The following is an 18,019-nucleotide window of genomic DNA, read 5'->3' on the forward strand; positions in this document are numbered from 1 at the left end:
TCACCGGGTCGGTCAGGATCCGCTTCCACGTACCCCCGGCCGCGATATCCCGGGCCACGTCGGCGGGAATCGGCCCGTACCCGGCGAGCATCCCGGGCTCTTGGTCCATTCCCATCAGCGTGGTGGCGGGGAGGGTGACCAGGACCTTGACCTCGCCCTGGGGTGCTCCGGTTTCCTTGCCCATGAGCAGGTCGAGGGCGACGTCGGCGCGGCGTTGGTCCATGGTGCGCTCATCATCGAGGCCTCGGGCGATGCGGTCGATCCGATCCCACACCAGGGCGCCCTGGAGGGCGGTGAACTGGAACCGCAACGCACACATCGCGTCGTCGAGGTTGAGCTTCTCCACCCGCCGGGTGCGCTTCTTCTCCTCATGCCGCCGAGCGGCTGCGTCGGGGTCGAGCTTGGCGATCAGGCGTTGGGCGTGTTGGCGGATGCGGCTGTAGTGGTGGGTGCGGGCGTACTCGATCAGCACCGCTTCCACGATCTCCGCCTGCACAGCCGTGAGCGGTTCCACCTGGTCCACGATCAGCAGGGCTTTGCCTTGGTCGATCCGGCCCTCTTCCAGGGCGGTGAGGACGGCGGGGCGGGAGGCGAGGTTCTCGGCGTGGTTGATCAGGGTGCTGGCCTTGCGCGAGGAAATCGAGAGCAACGCGCCGACCTCATCGCCGAGGTAGGGGTATTCGGCGAAATCCGTGCTGACCACCAGATCGGCGAGACAGCGTGCCAGGACCGCGTGCGCGTGATTCACGGCGCGGTAGGCGTCCTCGATTGCGTCGAGGGTCTCGTCGGGGGTCATATTCCTATTCTATCTCGCCACAAATAGTGATCATGGCTCTATAGGGTGAAATAGGGGATCGATTCTTTCGCTGTCAGTGAACGTGGCCCTATCGCCAAAAGTCGGGCAGGTGTCCAGGGGTGTCTCAAATGGACCGGGGTGTGCGGCGGGGGATTGTGGTGCTAGGTGGTTCACCCCGATGACCGCAGACATCCCGGCCATCGGGGAGGACAGGGCGGCCCCGCTCAGTCGGGTTCGGACCCCTTGTCCACCCACGCGGCCGCCTCCATTGCCGCCCGAGACCGGTCGATCACCCCTGGGATCCGAGGTCATCCGGTACCGCGGCCCCTCGCCGCCGCCGCTCACAGCTCGTCGGGCATCAACCGCCGAGGGCCACGTCAAGATCCAAACGAGACGCGCACCCAATGCGAATGGAGAGCGCTCTTTCGCGCAACAAGGTGACAAAACGCGAAAACCCCGACCACGCCGGAGGACAGCGACACGCGCTAGTCCACGGTGATCTCGGCGAGTTTGCCACGCAGGTAGGTGTCGGCGAGCACCGGTTCGTAGTGCGTCGTGCCCAGCGGCGGCGGCAGCGAGGAGATCCACGTCTTCGGGGACAGCTCATAAAAGAAGATCAACGACAACAGTTCCTCGTGCGGCGCGTCGGGGCTCGGCGGCAGCACGCGGTGCCTGGTGGAACGCCACCGGTCGCCGGTCCAGCGCGCGAGCAGGTCGCCGATGTTGATGGTGAACGCGCCCTCCTCGTACGGCGCGTCCACCCACCTGCCGTCGAGGGTGTGCACCTGGAGCCCGCCGAGGCCGGGCTGGCGGTCCAGGATCGTCACGGTGCCGAAGTCGGTGTGCGGCCCGATGCGGAACTGGCCCGGCTCCGGCTGGCCGACGTCGGTCAGCGGGGGATAGCGGTTGATGTTCATGGTGAACGACGGGTGCCGCGTCTCCCGCGTGAAGAAGTCCGGCTCCTTGTCGAGCGCGACCGCGCACACGGTCAGCAGCTCGTCGGCGAGCGCCCGCATCCGGCTCAGGTAGTCCTCGGCGTGCGTCCGCAGCGCGGGTGACTCCGCAGGCCACACGTTGGGTGGGAACCAGAACCCGTCGATCGCCGGGTCACCGGTCGGCTGTTCGGAGCCAACCGAATAGGTCTCCTTGAGATCTGGAGGCGTGACAGTGCCCTCGGCGAGCCCGTTGGCCTCCACGCCGGGTGGCAGCCAGCCGCGCTCGCCGACCTTCACCGCGTACCGCCGCTTGATCGGCTCCGGCTGGGCGAAGAACTCCCGTGCCGCCGCGCGCACCGAATCGCGCAGCTCGGTCGGCACGCCATGTCCGGTCACCAGAAGGAATCCGGACTCGCGCAGCGCACTGTCCACTTCGGACGCCACGCGGCGTCGGTCGCGCTCATCACCGTGGAACCAGGGTTCGAGGTCGATGCTGGGCACATCGTCGTGGGGAACTGTCATGGTCACCCTCCCGCTCAGGAACCCTCGCCGACATTCTGCCCGTGGACACGGAATCGGCAAGAAACCTTGAACCACCGAGTTGTGCACCCAGCGCCGTGGAGGCAGCGTTTCCGGCCGATTGAGCGGAAGGAACTCCCGACCATGAAGCGTGCTTCTTTTGCCGTCGCCCTCGCCGCCGTGCTCACGGTGGGAATGGCGACACCCGCCTCGGCCGCGACCATCTCGCGGTTCTCCAGCGCCGACGGAGAGGCCTGGGGCTCGGTGACGTGGGGGAAGTTCAGCTTCAACAACTACCCGATGACGCTGGACGTGCACTACCGGCCGAAGCAGGGCCACGGCCGGGTCGGCGTGCAGGTCGAGGTGGCTCTGCGCGGGCTGCCGAACTTCGACTGGAAGTACTTCGTGGGCCCGGACTCCCATGCCGGACACCGGAAGCAGACGACGGTCTTCAAGACCGGCGCCCCGGTGAGCGGTATCCGGCTCCGCGTCTGCCGCAAGCTGATGGACGGCAGCAACAAGTGCGGTAAACCGACCAAGCTCTACGCCAGCGGAGCCTGACCGCCCCGCTACGACAACGGTCCGGGCTGGAAAGGAACACCCGAGGATGAACGGTTCATTCCTGCGGCACGTGTCGCTGTCGGCGGCGCTTGCCGCTGTCCTCACCACCGCTGTCGTGACTCCGGCGCTCGCCGAGACCATCGACAAGTTCGAGAGCAAGGACGGCTACGGCTGGGGCAAGGTCGTTTGGAAGCCCTCACAGGACGCGACGGGGCCGTACCGCAAGTGGCGGTTCGAGCTGACGCTGCACTCGGACCCCAAGCAGGGGCACGGCCAGACCGGCGTCCAGTGGAAGGTCGTCTACAACAACCTGCCCGACACCGACTGGCGGTTCTTCGTCGGCCCGTCGTACTCACGGGTGCACCGCGGTCCGGTGGTCATGTCGGTCACGAGCATCCCCGCGCCGGAAGGCGTGCGGTTCCGCGTCTGCCGCAAGAACAGCGACGACAAGCTCGAATGCGGCCGCGAGACGAAGCTGTACAAGCACTGACCCGCTCTCAGGCGGAGGACCGAGCCGCTCACCGGCCCGGACCTCCGCCAACGGCGGTCTCGCCTAGGTCGAGTCCGCAGGTGGTAACACCACCTCGTCCCCCGGCGCCCTCACCCGCATGACTCTCATTTCGCGTTTTGTAGGCTTAACGCGATTTGGGAGCGCTCTTTCGCACAACAAGGTGACAAAACGCGAAAACTCGATCACGCCAGCTGGCCCACACGTGCACGGGGGTCTTGCAGGACACGACCTAGTGCACGGCGAGCAGGTCCACCACGAAGAGCAGGGTCTCGCCCGGCTTGATGACGCCGCCCGCGCCGCGGTTGCCGTAGCCGAGGTGCGCCGGGATGACCAGGTGGCGGCGACCGCCGACCTTCATGCCCTGCACGCCCTGGTCCCAGCCCGCGATGACGCGGCCCGCGCCGAGCGGGAACTCGAAGGTCTCGCCGCGGTCCCAGGACGCGTCGAACTGCTCGCCGGTGGAGTGCGACACCCCGACGTAGTGCACGCTCACGACCCGGCCTGCCGTGGCCTCCTCGCCTTCGCCGACGACGAGGTCGGTGACCACCAGGTCGGCGGGCGCATCGCCCTCGTACTTGTCGACCTCGGGCTTCTCCAGGGCCATGCCTGGTCCTCCTGTGCTGTTCGGGATCAGTTCCGGGTTCATCATGCGCTGTGTCCCCGTGCGGGCGCGCAGCGGGCCGACCTTGAGCGAGTTAACTCGATCGGGGTAGTTTTCCTCATTCATTTGTGGTCTACTCGTCGCGGTTCGGTGTGGATACGTGTCTCTGCATGTTCCGACACCGTGATAAATGACATGAAAAAGACGTGACAAACAGCAGTTGAAAAAGGTGACCAACGGCCCTGTCTGGTGATATTGCGGTTGGGTACTCCTATTCACATGACCCCCAGACGTGCTCCCCTGGCTTTGTTGTCCGTCCTCACCCTGCTGGCCGTCGGATGCGCGACGCCCACCTTCTCCGACGACGACCGTGACCTGGTGCGCACCTCGAACGGGGCGCTGCGCGGCACCGTGACCGCCGAGCACCGCGCTTTCTCGGGCATCCCGTACGCCGCCGCCCCGGTCGGCCCGCTCCGCTGGCGCCCTCCCCAGCCCGCCCAGCCGTGGCCGGGCACGCGCGATGCCACCAAGCCCGGCAGTCCCTGCCCGCAGGAGGCCACCGCCTACGCGGACTCCACGAGCTCCACCGAGGACTGCCTGTTCCTCAACGTCACCGCGCCGAGGTCGGCGACACCGGGCAGCCCCAGGCCGACCATGGTCTGGATCCACGGCGACGGGGTCGTCGGCGCGGGAAGCTACTTCGACGCCCGGCAGCTCGCGAGCACCGGCGATGTGGTCGTGGTGACGGTGAACTACCGCCTGGGGATCTTCGGCGGGTTCGCCCATCCCGGGCTCGCCGACTCCGGCTCCTACGGGCTCCAGGACCAGCAGGCCGCGCTGCGCTGGGTGCGCGACAACATCCGCCGCTTCGGTGGCGACCCGGCCAACGTGACGCTGTTCGGCGAGTCCTACGGCGGGTTGGCGGTCACCGCGCACCTGACCGCGCCGGGCTCGGAGGGGCTGTTCCAGCGCGCGATCGTGCAGAGCGGGCCCGGCATGATGGACCTGCCCGCCGGCACCATGACCCCGGGGCTGCCCGCGATCGAGTGGTACGGCTGGCGTTCGATCGGTGAGGCCCGAGACGACGGCGCGCGGCTGGCGGGGGAGTTCGGTTGCACCGACGCCGCGCGGGTGCTCGACTGCCTGCGCGCGGTCCCGGTCGCCACGCTGGTCACGCAGACGAAGCTGTTCCAGCCGTTCGCCTACGGCAGCTCCGTGCTGCCCGAGCTGCCGGTGAAGGTGCTGCGAGAGGGCAGGGCGCACCCGGTCCCGGTGATCACCGGCACCACGCGCGACGAGCACAGCACCTTCGTCGGGCTGTTCCACGACATGGTCGGCAGGCCGGTCACCGCCCAGCGCTACCCGGAGCTGGTCGCCGAGGCGTTCGGCGGCCAGGCGGACAAGATCCTCGCGCGGTACCCGCTGTCGGACTACGCCTCGCCGAGCCTGGCCTGGTCGGCGGTGCTGACCGACCGGATGTGGGCGAAGGGGACCTTCGAGCAGGCTCGGCTCTTCGCCGGGAAGGCGCCGACGTTCGTCTACGAGTTCGCCGACCGGAACGCGCCGATGTACCTGCCACTGCCGAGGAGCTTCCCGCCGGGCGCTTTTCACGCCGCCGATGTCCCGTACCTTTTCCGGGATGCCGATTTCGATCGCAGAATCACTCCGGAACAGCGCACGTTGTCCTCGGACATGATGCGGTACTGGGCGAACTTCGCTCGCTCTGCCGACCCGAACGGAACGCGGCTGCCCAGCTGGCCGTCATTCGCCCCCGGTGATTTCGTGCAGTCCCTCGCGCCGGGGGAGAACGGCATCCGGCCGGTCGACTACGCCGCCGAGCACAAACTCGCTTTCTGGAACGCCCTGAACTGAACGGGACGCGCCAGTGCTACTACTCACAGTAATCGAAGGTGGTTACTTGGTGTGATGGCCGCGACAAAGGTGGAGGTCGGGGCCGGCCGTGAAGGTATTACTTGTCGAGAACTCGCAGCATCTGGTTGAAACCTGACAAGGATCGTTCATGCGTCGCTCGTCCTCCGCTGCCCTCGTCACCACGCTCGCCGCCGTCGCGTTCGCCGGCGCCGCGCTGCCGGCCGAGGCGATCGGCCAGCACACGCACACCTTCGCCAGCCCGTCGCCCTCCTACCACCGCACCGACTCCAACGGCACCTTCGACGCCCAGGTCTCGGCGGACTGGAACTCCACCAGGCCGGTCTCCGTGGCATGGGCGTTCACGGTCTCCCCGAAGGTCCGTGCGATCGCGGCGGGCCGGATGACCTGCAAGGCCGGGCACATGCAGCTGCCGTACAGCGACCACCACGCCAACATCGCGGTGACGTACAAGTGGCACTCGTCGGTGCCGGGCAACTCCCGCAACAAGAACTACGAGATGTGGGGCCACTGCGCGTTCCCGGTCAACGTCGGTGGAAAGACCGGCATGGCCAACCTCCGGTTCACCTTCGCCTACCGGGTGAGCGGCCCGGTCCGCAGCCGCGCCGCCGTGGCGGCGGAGTCCGAGCAGGGCGCGCCGGAGTACAGCAGCGAGCTCACCGTCTCCTGAGCCCCTCCGGTGCGCTGAACGTCTCCCGGCGCACCGAACGCGGCACTCGCCGGGCGCTGGGGGAGCCCAGTGCCCGGGAGATGCCGCGGGCCGCCGCGCGCACAGCGGTCAGCAGCGCGTAGGCGTCGCTGTCCTCCGACGGCACCACGAGGGAGATCGCCGCGATCACCGAGTCGTCCGGCCCGTGCACCGGGGCGGCGACCGAGAGCGCGACCAGCTCGATCTGCCCGTTGCTGATCGCGAAACCCTGGCGACGCACGTCCGCGAGGACGCGGCGCAGCGCGGGGCCGTTCGGGATCGTCTTCTCCGTGAAGCGCTTGAGCGGCCCGGCGATCACCTCTTCCTGCACCGCCTTGGGCGCGTGCGCCAGCAGCACGAGGCCGACGCCGGTCGCGTGCACCGGAAGCCGCCCGCCGACCCTGGTGAAGACGTGCACCGCTTCCCGGCCGGACAACCGTTCCAGGAACACCGCCTCGTGCCCGTCGAGCACGGCGAGCTGGACGTTCTGGTGGGTGGCCTCGTAGAGGTCCTCCAGGAAGGGCATGGCCGTCTCGCGCAGGCCGTGCCCGCGCGGGGCGAGCGCGCCGATCTCCCACAGCCGCAGGCCGATCTGGTAGCGCCCGTCGGCATCGCGTTCCAGCGCGCCCCACGTCGTGAGCTCGCCGACCAGGCGGTGCGTCGTGGTCAACGGCAGCCCGGTGCGCCGGGAGAGGTCGGAGAGGGTGAGCCGGGTGCTGCCGGGGCCGAACGCCTCCAAGACGCTGAGCAGCCGCGCGGAGACGCTGGGCGCGGGCGTGGTGAGCCTCGGCATCTCGGACTGCCTCCTCCGCCGTCGTGATCCGGATCTCCCTCGGGCTTCCGGTGAGCGGAAGACCTGTGGGCACGGGGGAAGTCTTGCCCCCAGGCTTGGCGGACGGCAAGCCCGCCGTTGCCCACCCCGCCGTGCGACGACGCCTCCGGAGGTCTCATGCCCGCCCAGGACCGGATCCAGGACGCGGCAGCCCGAGCGGGCGGGCACCCGAGGACCGGCTCGAAGCGGTGGGTCGTGCCGCTGTGCTGGAGCGCGGTGCTGCTCGACGGCTTCGACCTGGTGGTGCTCGGCACGGTGCTGCCCGCGCTGCTGGACGGCGCGGTGTGGGGGCTCACCCCGGCGAGCGCGTCACTGGTCTCCACCGTCGGCCTGCTCGGCATGATGGTCGGCGCGCTCGCCATCGGCACGGTGACCGATCTGATCGGCAGGCGAAAGACGCTGATGATCGCGGTCGCGGGTTTCTCCTTGTGCACCGCGCTGTGCGCGGTCGCGCCGTCGATGTTCGTGTTCGGGCTGCTGCGTTTCCTCGCCGGGCTCGGCCTCGGCGGCTGCCTGCCGACCGCGATCACCCTGGTCACCGAGCACGCCAGGCCGGGAAGGGTCAGCGGAACCACGACGATCATGACCGGCTACCACGTCGGCGCGGTGCTGACCGCGTTGCTGGGCATCGTGGTGATCCCCGAGCTCAGCTGGCGCGCGATGTTCCTGATCGGAGCCGCACCCGCACTTGTGCTGGTGCCGTTGATGATTCGCCACCTGCCGGAGTCGGAGTCGTTCTCCCGCGACCGCACGGGGTCCTCGCTGTCGACCATCGCGTCGCTGTTCCGCGACGGCGCCGCCCGTGCCACCACGGCGTTCTGGGCGGCCTCGTTCATGGGACTGCTACTGGTGTACGGCCTCAACACCTGGCTGCCGCAGATCATGCGGGCGGCGGGTTACGAGCTCGGTGACGCGCTCGGCCTGCTGCTGACGCTCAACCTCGGCGCGATCCTGGGGCTGTTCGTCTCCGGCGCGATCGCCGACCGCGTCGGGGTGCGCCGCCCCGCCGTCGCGTGGTTCGCCGTCGCCGCCGCGGCTCTCGCGCTGCTGAGCGTGCGGTTGCCCCAGGTCGGTGTGTACTTGGCGGTCCTCGTCGCCGGGTTCTTCGTCTTCAGCGCGCAGGTGCTTGTTTATGCCTACATCGGAAGGGTTTACGCGGCGGGCAATCGGGCAACCGCGCTGGGTTGGGCGGCGGGAGTGGGGCGGATCGGGGCGATCTCCGGGCCGCTGCTCGGCGGGGCGCTGCTCACCGCGGGAATCGCATACCCTTGGGGCTTCTACGCTTTCGCGATCGTCGGCGCACTCGGCGCGGTCGCGGTCCTGGCCGTCGGCCAAGCGGGCCAACGGAAGTAGGGGCCGCATCGAGAAATCTGCTGAAGACCCGACGTTCACCCTGCGAGGTTCTGGGTACCCGGCTAGCGTTGCCGACTTCGATCGCCCAAGACCACCGGAAGCCTCGGAAGGGAGCGCGAGATGCTCGTCTTCACCCCCACGGCCATCGAGGTCGTTCGCACCATCACCTCCGCCGAGGGGGTGCCGGATGGTGCTGGTCTGCGGATCGCCGCCGCAACGGACGACCAGCAGCCAGGAGCGCTGCAGATGTCCATCGCGCCAGGACCGGAGGAGGACGACCAGGTCCTCGCCGGTGAGGGCGCCCACGTCTTCCTGGACCCGCTCGCGGCGGTGTACCTCGACGACAAGATCCTTGACGCCGAGGTCACCGACGGGGGGCAGGTCGCGTTCGCCCTTGGCGAGCAGCAGGAGCAGGACCAGCCCGCTCCCGGCCCACAGGCCTAGCCAGGCCGCGCCCTCCAAGGGGTAACACCCTCACCCCCCACCTCTGGCCCCCTCACCCCTTGGCACCCTCATCCTCATCCGCGTGCCCCTCGTTCCGCGTTTTGTAGGCTTAATGCGAAGTGGGAGCGCTCTTTCGCGCATCAAGGTGACAAAACGCGAAACACCGACCGCGTCTGGCGGGCCACGCGTGCACGTGTGCACGGGGGTGCGGGGGTAGCGGGATGACTTGCGGGACGGGCGCTAGGCGGCGGGGTCGCGGCCGAGGAACGCGAGCAGGCGTTCCCCGGCCGTGGCCTCCGATCCCACCGCGTGCTCCGAGCCGAACATGCCCGACAGCCGCACGCGCTGTTCGTGCTGTCTCATGGCGCGCAGGCACTCCGTGGCGAGTTCGTCGTCCAGCGTGAACGGGACGCCCGCCGCGCGAGCCAGATCCCAGGCGTGCACAAGGGGTTCGACCAACCCGCTGTCCAGAATCTCGTCCACAGTGGACGGTCCGCCGGGGAAGGTGGACACCGGCCGGCCGGGTAGGTCCGGGGCGGCCAGCGCCTCGCGCACCTCCGCATAGGTCCCGCGCCATGCGCCCGCGGCGTCACCGCCGACGCGGGCCGCCGGGTCGTCCTCGGGCATGGCGGGCCGTTTGCCGGAGATCCACGCGAAGAGCATGTCCTGCGAGCTCAGCACGTGCCCGACGATGCCGCGCGCGTCCCAGCCCCGGCACGGGGACGCGGCCGTCCACCTGTCGTCCGGCACGTTCCGCACCACCGCGTCGAACTCCGACATGGCTCGCTGGTACCGCGCTACCGCCTGGTTCACTCGGGCTCCTTCCGCTCCGTCGCGTCGGGACAGGTTAGGGGATGCTCAGGCGAGGACCCAGCGCTGGTTGCTCGCGCCCGTGCAGTCCCAGATCTGCAGCCGGGTGCCGTTCGCCGAGCTGTTCCCGGTGGCGTCCAGACACCTGCCGGACTGGCGGTTGCGCAGCTCACCGGCTCCGCCGACGTCCCACTGCTGGTTGCCGCCGCCGAAGCAGTCCCAGACCTGCACCGCGGTGCCGTTGGCCGTGCCGTTGTCCTTGACGTCCAGGCATTTGCCCAGAGCGCGCAGCGTGCCGTCGCCACCGCGAGTCCACCGCTGGTTGTCCGACCCGGTGCAGTCCCAGAGCTGGACGGCCGTGCCGTTCGCGGAGCTGCCGCCGACCAGGTCCATGCACTTGTCGGCGATGCCCCGGATCGGTTGCCCGGTGGGCGTTCCTCCGGAGCCCTGCTCCCCGCTCCAGGTGAAGGTCGCCGAGGTCTTCGCGGGCAGTGCGTAGGTGAAGGACTGGTTGCCCCAGTTGACCCGGACGTTCTGCGTGCCGCCGGTGGTGTTGTAGGCGATCAGCGCCTTCGAGCCGTCCGGGTTCTTCCACGCCACGTTGCGCACGGCGGAGTTGTCGGTGGAGTCGATGCGCGTCGCGCCGGGCTTCACGAACTTCGTCAGGTGGCCCATGGTGTAGTACTCGACGGTGTAGTCGACCTGGCCGTGCCTGTTGTCTCCATTGTGGACGGTGATCAGGCCGGTGCAGGTGCCGCAGCCGCCGTTGTGCGGACCCTGGTTCTGGTCCAGCGCGAGGCTCCACTTCACCACGCTGCGGCCCCAGTGCCTGGTGTAGTCGATGATGTTGAGCATGTCCTCGGTCTGCTGGTTCTGGATCCAGTTCCCGCCGGAGTGCTCGGTGCCGTAGGCCTTCACGTCGGGGTACTGGTTGTGCACCTCGGTCTGCTTGGCGACGTCACCGCCGTACCCGTGCCACGCGATGCCGCCGAACAGCGGGTCGCCGGTGATCTGCGGATCGGCGAGCTGCTTCGCGCCCCACGTGTCGTAGTCGCCCCAGTTCCAGTCCAGCACGAGGGTTTTCGTGTTGGTGATGCCCGCGCGACGAAGGGCGGGCCACAGCGCGTTCTTGGTGAAGTAGATCAACCCGTCGGTGTTCCACTGCATCGACGGGTAGCCCGCGCAGCAGGTCGGCTCGTTCTGCGGTGAGATGTAGTCGATCGGGACGCCGCGCGACTGGTATGCCTGGATGTACTTGGCGAAGTACTCGCCGTACGCCGCGTAGTACTGCGACTGCAACCAGCCCTGGTGCATGTTGTTGTTGTCCTTCATCCACGCGGGCGCGCTCCACGGGGATGCCATGACCTTCATCGCGGGATTGAGGTCCTTGGCCTGCTTGGTCAGCGGAAGGATGTCCGCGAGGTCGTGGTTGATGCTGAAATCGCTTACGTCGCAACAGGTGTTGTCGTAGGAGTAGTCGAACCGCGCCAGGTCTGAGGACGCCATCGGGTTGCGCATGAACGACAGGCCGATGCCCTCCGTGGGGTGGAAGAGCTTGCGCATGGTGTCGTTGCGGGTCGCCGCGCTCAGCGCGCCGCTGCTGTTCATCAGCCAGCCGGTGGTGTCGGTGAAGGACGCACCGCCGCCCTCGAACTGCTGATAGGTACGGCGTTCGTCGACGGTGATGGTCGCTCCACCGCCTCCGGTTCCCGCCGCGAAGCGGATCGGTGCCTGGGGTTGCAGGCCCCTGGTGACCACCCGGCCACGATCGTCGGAGGTGGTGGTGAGCCAGGTGTTGACGGTCTCCCCGGCGGCTAGTGCGGGAGTTGGTGTGGCGACGAGCGCGGTGGCGGCGAGCGTGACCGCCGCCGCCAGACTGACCAGTGCAGGGCGCATTGCGTGACCTCACACATCTGCCGGGTCCCCCGCCGTTGGGGGACTCAGTGGTGTGTGGTGCGAGGGCGGCGACTTGCATCACACCTTAGTTCAAGGCTCGATTTAACTGAGCGGCGCTCGCGTTCGTCAAGGTCTGCCGTCCGGCCGCCGCGGCGGGTTAGGGTCCGCGCATGTGCGTTTCGACCGGCCCGGCTGACTTTGTCGGCACCACGCTCTACCTCGGCAGGCGTCGGCACGAACGGCACGGGCTGATCGAGGTCCTCGGCTACCAGAACACCGTTCGCAACCTCGGCGATGGCCCCAACGCGATGGTGCTGCACCTGCCCGTCCCGTGGCTGACCGAAGGCAGCTTCCTGCCAGTCGGCCGCGACGGTGACGTGCTCGACGCGATGCTGAAGGCCGCCCGTCCGGTCCTCCGCGGTGGTCCGGACGAGCCTGCGGCGATGAGCTGGATGGACGGTTCCCCCGCCGTCGAGGTCTTCGAGCACGATGTCTACACCGTTGTCCTCGCGGGCGATCCGACGCTGATCCCTGACGCGTTGCACCGCGTGCCCGAACACAAACGTCCGGTGCTTGATCGAGAGCTGTTCGAGTTCTACGCCGACGTCTTCCCTGGGCGTGCGATTGCCTTGTGCTGCTTCGACAACGCGGACGCCCAGCGCGCCAAACCGCTGTTCCTCTGGTACCCGCCCGTCGATCGCGACCAGTTGGTGTTGCCCGCCCTGGACTGCCACTCCGGCGCGGTCCCGGATCTCGACGCGCTCGTCCGCACGGACCACTGGCTCGTCTTCGGCACCGACGAGGCGGAGCCTGGATGGGGTGCGGAGGTCCGCTACTCCGGACGGATTCGCCGGAAGCTGCGAGCCTTCCTGCCCGACGCTGTGCTCGGTGCCGACTTCACCGAGAAACTGTTGCCCAATGGGGACTTCGCGATCGACTACGACGACCTGCTTCGTGGCGATCTGAGCGGGATCGAGCGCGTGCGACCGGGCGGTGCCTGAATACCGGGCGGGACGCGCGCCGTCTCGTGCTGCTGCCCGCGACGTGCTGAGCACTCTTCATGTTGTCGTGGGCGCTCTGACAACTGAATGACTCAATCTGTTCACTCTTCGGCGAAGATTCAATAGGAGTCTTCCCCCGTTAGTGGGAGACATGCACACTCCGCGTCAACTTCGGTGCTTTTTGCCGAGCAGGAGATGTCAATCGTCGGGGAGAGGACACCACCTGTGCTTGCCACTCGTAGAAGTCGTTGGAGCTCGTTAGCCGTCGCGGTCGGCGTCATCACGACGGCCGTTCTGATCCAGGTCCCGACCACCGCGAGCGCGGCCGCGCCGCTCACCGTCGCGCAGGCGATCGGTCAGCAGAACGGCGCCTCGGCAACGGTCCGCGGCTATGTGGTCGGCCAGCCGACCGCCACCAGCACCGTGGTCCGCTCGAACTTCCCGTCCGACACCGCCGTCGCGCTCGCCGACGCGCCCGGCGAGACCTCCGTGTCGCGGATGCTCTACGTCCAGGTCACCTCGAACTACCGCGCGTCCTACGGCCTGAAGACCAACCCGGGGCTGATGGGGCGGCAGCTCGACGTCACCGGCAAGCTCGGCGCGTACTTCTCCCACGCCGGGCTGACCTCGCCGACAGCGATCTCCGTCGGCGGTTCCACCACGCCTCCTCCGACGACCCCGCCGCCGACCACAACGCCCCCGCCCACTGGCGGCGACGACTACTACAAGGACGCGATCGGCAAGACCGGTCCCGCATTGAAGACCGCGCTGCACCAGATCATCAAGAACAACACCAAGCTGTCCTACGACCAGGTCTGGGACGCGCTCAAGGTCACTGACGAGGACCCGAACAACTCCGCGAACGTGCTGCTGTTCTACAACAACCGTTCGCAGAGCAAGAACTCCAACGGTGGCAACCCCGACGACTGGAACCGTGAGCACGTCTGGGCCAAGTCGCACGGCAACTTCGGCACCGCGACCGGTCCCGGCACCGACATCCACCACCTGCGCCCGGCCGATGTCTCGGTGAACTCCGAACGCGGCAACAAGGACTTCGACATGGGCGGGTCGCCGGTCGCCGAGGCGCCGGGCAACTTCACCGACGGCGACTCGTGGGAGCCCGCGAACTCCGCCAAGGGCGATGTCGCCCGCATGCTCTTCTACATGGCGGTCCGGTACGAGGGCGGCGACGGCTTCCCCGACCTGGAGGTCAACGACAGCGTCAACAACGGCACCAACCCGTACATGGGCAGGCTGTCGGTGTTGAAGCAGTGGAACGACCAGGACCCGCCGGACGCCTTCGAGAAGCGCCGCAACCAACTGATCTTCGACCGGTTCCAGCACAACCGGAACCCGTTCATCGACCACCCGGAGTGGGTCAAGTCGATCTGGCCCTGAGCCGTCTCGCCTCAGCGAGGTTCCCCTTGCCGCTCACGCGGTTCGGGGGCCTCGCTGACGTACACCCACAGCCCGTCCACGCGGGCGAATGCGCTGTTCTCCCACATCTGCTCGACCCGTCCCCGGTAGCTGTAGCGGGCGACGAACTCGACCGTGCCCTCGGTGTGGAAGACGCCACCGCCGGTGGAGCCGAGGATCTCCAGCCCCGTCCAGCGCTGCTTCCTGTCGAAGTCCACAGAGGACGGTCGGGTGGCCGGATGCCACGTCCGCAGGAGGTACGCCTCGTCGGAGACGGCGAAGGCGCTGTAGCGCGAGCGCATGAGCTGCTCCGCCGTCGACGCGGCCGCCGCGCCGCTGTGCAGGGCGCCGCAGCACTGCTCGTAGGACTTGTCGAGCCCGCAAGGGCAGGTCGTGGACACAGCGTGATTGTGCCGGGCAGCTCGAAGGCGATCCCCGGCGACCTCAGAGCACGCGCTGGTACACCGAGACGCACGTGGCCGAACCCGGCGTGAGCGGGCGCTGCGCGTAGTCCTCGTACCTCTCGGTCAGCCGCAGCGTCGCGTTGCCCGCCAACAGGTCGAGCTCGTCGGGGCGCAGCACCCGCCCTGACGTGGCCTGCTCGGTCCAGCGGTCCGGATCGGGCAGCAGCCCCTCGACGATCAGCCGGCCGTCGGCGGAGAGGCGTTGTGCGGCACCGGTGAAGCACCTCGCCATCGCGGACCGGTCCGGTAACAACGAGAGCGTGTCACAGGCGATCAGGACGCAGCCGAACGCGGCGTTCACCGGTGGCTCGATCATGTCAGCGAGAAACGTGGTGACCAGGCCGTCCGGGTCCTTCGCCCGCAGCCGCGCCAGCATCGCGGGGGAGCTGTCCACGCCGTAGGTCCGCACACCGGCCTTGGCGAGCGGGATTGCCAGGCGCCCGGTGCCGACGCCGAGTTCGAGCAGCACGGCGGGGTCGGTCCTGGTCCTGACGAAGTCGACGAGGGTCGGGATGTGGTCCCGGTCCTCGTAGAGCCCGTCGTAGGCCCGCGCCCACTCCTCACCGTGGTCGATGGTGCTGAACAACTGCTCTCCTGTTCCTCGGGCCGCCGGACACCGATCGTCGGGCTCGCGGCGCGTGCTTGACAATTCCCCTCACTGAATCGTGGTGACCTGGGTGAGTTTTGTGCCACACCACGGTCTGCCCAGGAGGTCGCAAGCCGAGGGAGATTTGGGTTTCCGGTGTTGTCGCGCGCGAGCGGTGGTTAGGTGGAGCGGTGACGGTGAGGCGGAGCGCGGGAGTGCTGTTGTTCCGTGGAGCCGGGGAACGCACGCAGGTGCTCCTCGGCCACATGGGCGGGCCGTTCTGGGCGAGGCGGGACGAGGGCGCGTGGTCGGTGCCGAAGGGCGAGTACGAGCCGGACGAGCCCCCGGAGGCCGCCGCGCGGCGCGAGTTCGAGGAGGAGCTCGGGCTGCCGGTACCCGACGGTGAGCTGGTCGCGCTCGGCGAGGTCAAGCAGTCCGGCGGCAAGCTCGTCACGGTCTGGGCGTTGGAGGGCGACCTCGACCCGGCGGCGGTGGTGCCGGGGACCTTCGAGATGGAGTGGCCCAAGGGTTCCGGGGTCGTCCGCGAGTTCCCCGAGGTGGATCGGGTCGCCTGGTTCGACCTCGCCGAGGCGCGCGAGAAGCTCGTCAAGGGTCAGCGGGTTTTCCTGGACCGCCTGGAAGAGGCTCTGCGGTAGGTCGCAGCCCGTCATGTGAGGATGAGTTGCTTGTCGAACAGAGACCTTGAGGTCGTGGTGCGCGAGTGGGTCCACGGCTGGGCGCTCTCCAGGAACACGCCTGCCCCCGTGGGGGAGCCGGACGGCTACCGCATCGACGTCGGCCTGCCCGGTCACCGAGTGCGCTACGTCCTGCCGAACACGTCCACTGTGGATGATCGTTGCGCCGCGCTGACCTCTCCTGGAACCTGGTTGAAGGTGTGCGGCGCGCCCGAGAGCGTCCCTCGGCGGTGGACCGTCGGTGAGCCGGAGTACTTGATGAGCAAGGATCTGGCCGGTGCGGTCAACGTCGCAGTGCCGGGTCCCTATCACGTCGAGGTCCTTGGTGAAGGAGCCGTGCGCGATGTCCTGGTGCGTTCCGGGAACGGTGAGCGCGCGGCTCGCGGTCGGGTGGCGGTGTGGGGCACCGCGGCGGTGGTGGACCAGGTGGTGACCGAGCCGGCCCATCGCAGGCGCGGACTGGGCAGAGTGGTGATGGGCGAGCTCGGCGTCCTCGCGGCGGAGCTCGGTGCGCTGCGCGCGGTCCTGGTCGCGACCGAGGACGGTCTCGGCCTCTACGGTGCGCTCGGCTGGGTTGTGCGCAGCCCGGTCACCGCCGCGCACCTGCCGGAGCCCTGACCGGCCTCCGCCTTCCCGGGCTCTGGTATGAACGGGTTCCGCCCACCTGAGCATGGAGGACAGATGACCGGCTCCGCCCGCACCGACTGCGTTGTCGACGCCCGGAGCGACGAGGTGGCTGTCTGGCACGTGCACACCGGGTTCGACACCGGCATGCCCCGCCTGACCGGAGCCTGGGTGCTTCCGGTCCGCGAGGCGGAGAAGATCGACCTGCTCGTCTCCGGGCGCCGGGTGCTCGCGACGGCGGCAGGGGAGAAGGCGCTGCACCGCCTCGGAGTGCGGGTAGCGGCCCACATCGACCCGGACGCCACCGTCAGGGGCTTCGAGGCGCTGTGCCAGGAGCTCCAGGCGGTCTACGACGGCCTGGAGAAGCGGCCGAAGCCGGTCGCCCCGTCCTGGCCGGCGCTGCCCGGCCCGATCGACATGGGCGACCTCGGCTGTGAGCCCGCGCTCACGATGGCGAGGTGGCTGGAGCGGATCGCGATCGTCTGGGACGAGATCGAGGGCGAGCGGACCGCCCGGAAGTACATGCCGTACGGCCGCGAGCGCCGTCCCGTCGCCATCGCGCTCCGACAGGCCGCGTGAACTCTCCCCAAAATCGGGCGATCGCGCATGTGGCGGCGCGGTCCGATGGCAGCCCGCTCACGCCTGACCTCCGGGTGAACTTGAACTTCCACCCTGATCGGATCGCCGGTGACCGCCCGATCCTGACAGCGCTCGCCGAGGACGGGGTCTACCGCTCACAGTTCGAGACGGGGACGAGCAACGGCGGCCTGACCGCGCATCCCGGTGGCGACCGATGGCGTTGGGAGAGCAGGATCTTCGGTGCGGCCTATGACGACGCACCCGCCTCGGAACGGCCGAAGTACGGCGCGTTGAACTTCCGTCGGCGAGCCGCGGGGGCCGCCGTGCGGTTCGGGTCGGCGCACTTCCGGCTCACCCGGGAGACCACGCGTCGCACCACGTTCTGCTATCCGGACAGCGTGTTCGAACCTGTCGACTTCGGGGTCGCCTCGCGAATGTCCTTGGTGGACAAGGCACAAGCCGATGACAAGGACCAGCTTGACGACTACGTCGAAGCGCATGTCCACGGCCCGGTCCGCATCGGCGAGGACGTCGAAGCCCTTGTGCTGGACCCGTGTTTCCGTGACACCGTCGTTGAGCAGCTCGCTGACAAGCTCCCGTGCCCGGTGGAGTGGCATCACGGGTTTCGGCTCGATGTCGAGGAGCTACGCAGCCACGCCGACTACCGAGGTGGTGAGATCGTCGAGCTCGGCGTAACGCTCGCACGGAACGGGTATGTCGATGCCCGGATCATTGGCGAAGCTGCCCACACGCGGAAGTACGACGAGCAGTCGCTCAAACGACTGTGGCACTGCGTCGCCCGCTTCGGCGGCGCATGA

20 protein-coding genes and 1 pseudogene are annotated in these 18,019 nt (G+C 68.5%); 13 read left to right on the top strand and 8 right to left on the bottom strand.

Annotated features, from left to right (window positions below; all coding sequences use genetic code 11):
• Both ACFFQA_RS36510 and ACFFQA_RS36515 read right to left on the bottom strand, forming a co-directional pair.
• Window positions 1-796 (bottom strand): DUF222 domain-containing protein (locus tag ACFFQA_RS36510; protein ID WP_377862384.1); only part of this gene is annotated, 796 nt, incomplete at its 3' end.
• 485 nt (window positions 797-1,281) lie between these two features.
• On the bottom strand, window positions 1,282-2,253 hold the full coding sequence (locus ACFFQA_RS36515; protein ID WP_377862385.1) for an isopenicillin N synthase family dioxygenase: 972 nt from the start codon (window positions 2,251-2,253) through the stop codon (window positions 1,282-1,284).
• A gap of 141 nt (window positions 2,254-2,394) precedes the next feature.
• Between ACFFQA_RS36515 and ACFFQA_RS36520 the strand changes: the two genes are divergently transcribed.
• Both ACFFQA_RS36520 and ACFFQA_RS36525 read left to right on the top strand, forming a co-directional pair.
• Window positions 2,395-2,811: a hypothetical protein gene (locus ACFFQA_RS36520; RefSeq protein WP_377862386.1), complete on the top strand. Its 417-nt coding sequence runs from the start codon at window positions 2,395-2,397 to the stop codon at window positions 2,809-2,811.
• 46 nt (window positions 2,812-2,857) lie between these two features.
• A complete protein-coding gene (locus ACFFQA_RS36525) occupies window positions 2,858-3,301 on the top strand; it encodes a hypothetical protein (protein WP_377862387.1) in 444 nt (147 codons plus the stop codon).
• A gap of 250 nt (window positions 3,302-3,551) precedes the next feature.
• On the opposite strand, the gene ACFFQA_RS36530 is transcribed toward ACFFQA_RS36525, so the two are convergent.
• Window positions 3,552-3,926 carry an FKBP-type peptidyl-prolyl cis-trans isomerase gene (locus ACFFQA_RS36530; RefSeq protein ID WP_377862509.1) on the bottom strand — a complete coding sequence of 125 codons (375 nt, stop codon included), beginning with the start codon at window positions 3,924-3,926 and terminating at the stop codon, window positions 3,552-3,554.
• A gap of 276 nt (window positions 3,927-4,202) precedes the next feature.
• Between ACFFQA_RS36530 and ACFFQA_RS36535 the strand changes: the two genes are divergently transcribed.
• The gene (locus ACFFQA_RS36535) at window positions 4,203-5,795 is read left to right on the top strand and encodes a carboxylesterase/lipase family protein (protein WP_377862388.1); all 1,593 of its coding nucleotides are present in this window, start codon (window positions 4,203-4,205) and stop codon (window positions 5,793-5,795) included.
• Window positions 5,796-5,943: 148 nt separating this feature from the next.
• A complete protein-coding gene (locus tag ACFFQA_RS36540; RefSeq protein WP_377862389.1) occupies window positions 5,944-6,483 on the top strand; it encodes a hypothetical protein in 540 nt (179 codons plus the stop codon).
• Here the strand turns inward: ACFFQA_RS36540 and ACFFQA_RS36545 are convergent.
• Window positions 6,470-7,294, bottom strand: a complete 825-nt coding sequence (locus ACFFQA_RS36545) for an IclR family transcriptional regulator (RefSeq protein WP_377862390.1) — start codon at window positions 7,292-7,294, stop codon at window positions 6,470-6,472. The genes ACFFQA_RS36540 and ACFFQA_RS36545 overlap by 14 nt on opposite strands.
• A 156-nt stretch (window positions 7,295-7,450) precedes the next feature.
• On the opposite strand from ACFFQA_RS36545, the gene ACFFQA_RS36550 reads away from it, so the two are divergent.
• Together ACFFQA_RS36550 and ACFFQA_RS36555 are read left to right on the top strand one after the other, a co-directional pair.
• A complete protein-coding gene (locus ACFFQA_RS36550) occupies window positions 7,451-8,686 on the top strand; it encodes an MFS transporter (RefSeq protein ID WP_377862391.1) in 1,236 nt (411 codons plus the stop codon).
• Between the two features lie 120 nt (window positions 8,687-8,806).
• Window positions 8,807-9,130 (top strand): hypothetical protein, encoded by a 324-nt coding sequence (locus ACFFQA_RS36555; RefSeq protein ID WP_377862392.1) that lies wholly within the window; start codon window positions 8,807-8,809, stop codon window positions 9,128-9,130.
• Between the two features lie 240 nt (window positions 9,131-9,370).
• Here ACFFQA_RS36555 and ACFFQA_RS36560 read toward each other — a convergent pair whose 3' ends face one another.
• Window positions 9,371-9,943, bottom strand: a complete 573-nt coding sequence (locus ACFFQA_RS36560; RefSeq protein ID WP_377862393.1) for a TIGR03086 family metal-binding protein — start codon at window positions 9,941-9,943, stop codon at window positions 9,371-9,373.
• A 45-nt stretch (window positions 9,944-9,988) separates the two neighbouring features.
• The gene (locus ACFFQA_RS36565; protein WP_377862394.1) at window positions 9,989-11,836 is read right to left on the bottom strand and encodes a ricin-type beta-trefoil lectin domain protein; all 1,848 of its coding nucleotides are present in this window, start codon (window positions 11,834-11,836) and stop codon (window positions 9,989-9,991) included.
• Between the two features lie 170 nt (window positions 11,837-12,006).
• Here ACFFQA_RS36565 and ACFFQA_RS36570 point away from each other — a divergent pair, with 170 nt between their 5' ends.
• From ACFFQA_RS36570 to ACFFQA_RS36580, 3 genes and pseudogenes are all read left to right on the top strand, one after another.
• Window positions 12,007-12,837, top strand: coding sequence for a hypothetical protein (locus ACFFQA_RS36570; RefSeq protein WP_377862395.1), 831 nt, complete (start codon window positions 12,007-12,009; stop codon window positions 12,835-12,837).
• 195 nt (window positions 12,838-13,032) lie between these two features.
• Window positions 13,033-13,470 (top strand): annotated as a pseudogene (locus ACFFQA_RS36575) (DUF6359 domain-containing protein); the annotation flags it as partial.
• A complete protein-coding gene (locus ACFFQA_RS36580; RefSeq protein WP_377862510.1) occupies window positions 13,459-14,235 on the top strand; it encodes an endonuclease I family protein in 777 nt (258 codons plus the stop codon). The pseudogene ACFFQA_RS36575 and the gene ACFFQA_RS36580, both read left to right, overlap by 12 nt.
• Window positions 14,236-14,246: 11 nt before the next feature.
• Here ACFFQA_RS36580 and ACFFQA_RS36585 read toward each other — a convergent pair whose 3' ends face one another.
• Window positions 14,247-14,654, bottom strand: coding sequence for a YchJ family protein (locus ACFFQA_RS36585; protein WP_377862396.1), 408 nt, complete (start codon window positions 14,652-14,654; stop codon window positions 14,247-14,249).
• A gap of 43 nt (window positions 14,655-14,697) precedes the next feature.
• Complete coding sequence (locus tag ACFFQA_RS36590; protein ID WP_377862397.1) at window positions 14,698-15,303, bottom strand: class I SAM-dependent methyltransferase; 606 nt, start codon at window positions 15,301-15,303, stop codon at window positions 14,698-14,700.
• 191 nt (window positions 15,304-15,494) lie between these two features.
• On the opposite strand from ACFFQA_RS36590, the gene ACFFQA_RS36595 reads away from it, so the two are divergent.
• From ACFFQA_RS36595 to ACFFQA_RS36610, 4 genes are all read left to right on the top strand, one after another.
• Complete coding sequence (locus ACFFQA_RS36595; RefSeq protein WP_377862398.1) at window positions 15,495-15,959, top strand: NUDIX hydrolase; 465 nt, start codon at window positions 15,495-15,497, stop codon at window positions 15,957-15,959.
• Window positions 15,960-15,989: 30 nt separating this feature from the next.
• Window positions 15,990-16,616: a GNAT family N-acetyltransferase gene (locus ACFFQA_RS36600; RefSeq protein WP_377862399.1), complete on the top strand. Its 627-nt coding sequence runs from the start codon at window positions 15,990-15,992 to the stop codon at window positions 16,614-16,616.
• Between the two features lie 63 nt (window positions 16,617-16,679).
• The gene (locus tag ACFFQA_RS36605; protein ID WP_377862400.1) at window positions 16,680-17,201 is read left to right on the top strand and encodes a hypothetical protein; all 522 of its coding nucleotides are present in this window, start codon (window positions 16,680-16,682) and stop codon (window positions 17,199-17,201) included.
• 74 nt (window positions 17,202-17,275) lie between these two features.
• A complete protein-coding gene (locus ACFFQA_RS36610; protein WP_377862401.1) occupies window positions 17,276-18,019 on the top strand; it encodes a DUF3626 domain-containing protein in 744 nt (247 codons plus the stop codon).

Source organism: Allokutzneria oryzae (genome assembly GCF_042429765.1).
GTDB lineage: Bacteria > Actinomycetota > Actinomycetes > Mycobacteriales > Pseudonocardiaceae > Allokutzneria > Allokutzneria oryzae.

Bases quoted from the DNA above. Each gene is read 5' to 3' on its own strand.
- ACFFQA_RS36515 (WP_377862385.1), bottom strand. From the start codon at position 2,253: ATGACAGTTCCCCACGACGATGTGCCCAGCATCGACCTCGAACCCTGG.
- ACFFQA_RS36520 (WP_377862386.1), top strand. From the start codon at position 2,395: ATGAAGCGTGCTTCTTTTGCCGTCGCCCTCGCCGCCGTGCTCACGGTG.
- ACFFQA_RS36525 (WP_377862387.1), top strand. From the start codon at position 2,858: ATGAACGGTTCATTCCTGCGGCACGTGTCGCTGTCGGCGGCGCTTGCC.
- ACFFQA_RS36530 (WP_377862509.1), bottom strand. From the start codon at position 3,926: ATGGCCCTGGAGAAGCCCGAGGTCGACAAGTACGAGGGCGATGCGCCC.
- ACFFQA_RS36535 (WP_377862388.1), top strand. From the start codon at position 4,203: ATGACCCCCAGACGTGCTCCCCTGGCTTTGTTGTCCGTCCTCACCCTG.
- ACFFQA_RS36540 (WP_377862389.1), top strand. From the start codon at position 5,944: ATGCGTCGCTCGTCCTCCGCTGCCCTCGTCACCACGCTCGCCGCCGTC.
- ACFFQA_RS36545 (WP_377862390.1), bottom strand. From the start codon at position 7,294: ATGCCGAGGCTCACCACGCCCGCGCCCAGCGTCTCCGCGCGGCTGCTC.
- ACFFQA_RS36550 (WP_377862391.1), top strand. From the start codon at position 7,451: ATGCCCGCCCAGGACCGGATCCAGGACGCGGCAGCCCGAGCGGGCGGG.
- ACFFQA_RS36555 (WP_377862392.1), top strand. From the start codon at position 8,807: ATGCTCGTCTTCACCCCCACGGCCATCGAGGTCGTTCGCACCATCACC.
- ACFFQA_RS36565 (WP_377862394.1), bottom strand. From the start codon at position 11,836: ATGCGCCCTGCACTGGTCAGTCTGGCGGCGGCGGTCACGCTCGCCGCC.
- ACFFQA_RS36570 (WP_377862395.1), top strand. From the start codon at position 12,007: ATGTGCGTTTCGACCGGCCCGGCTGACTTTGTCGGCACCACGCTCTAC.
- ACFFQA_RS36605 (WP_377862400.1), top strand. From the start codon at position 16,680: ATGACCGGCTCCGCCCGCACCGACTGCGTTGTCGACGCCCGGAGCGAC.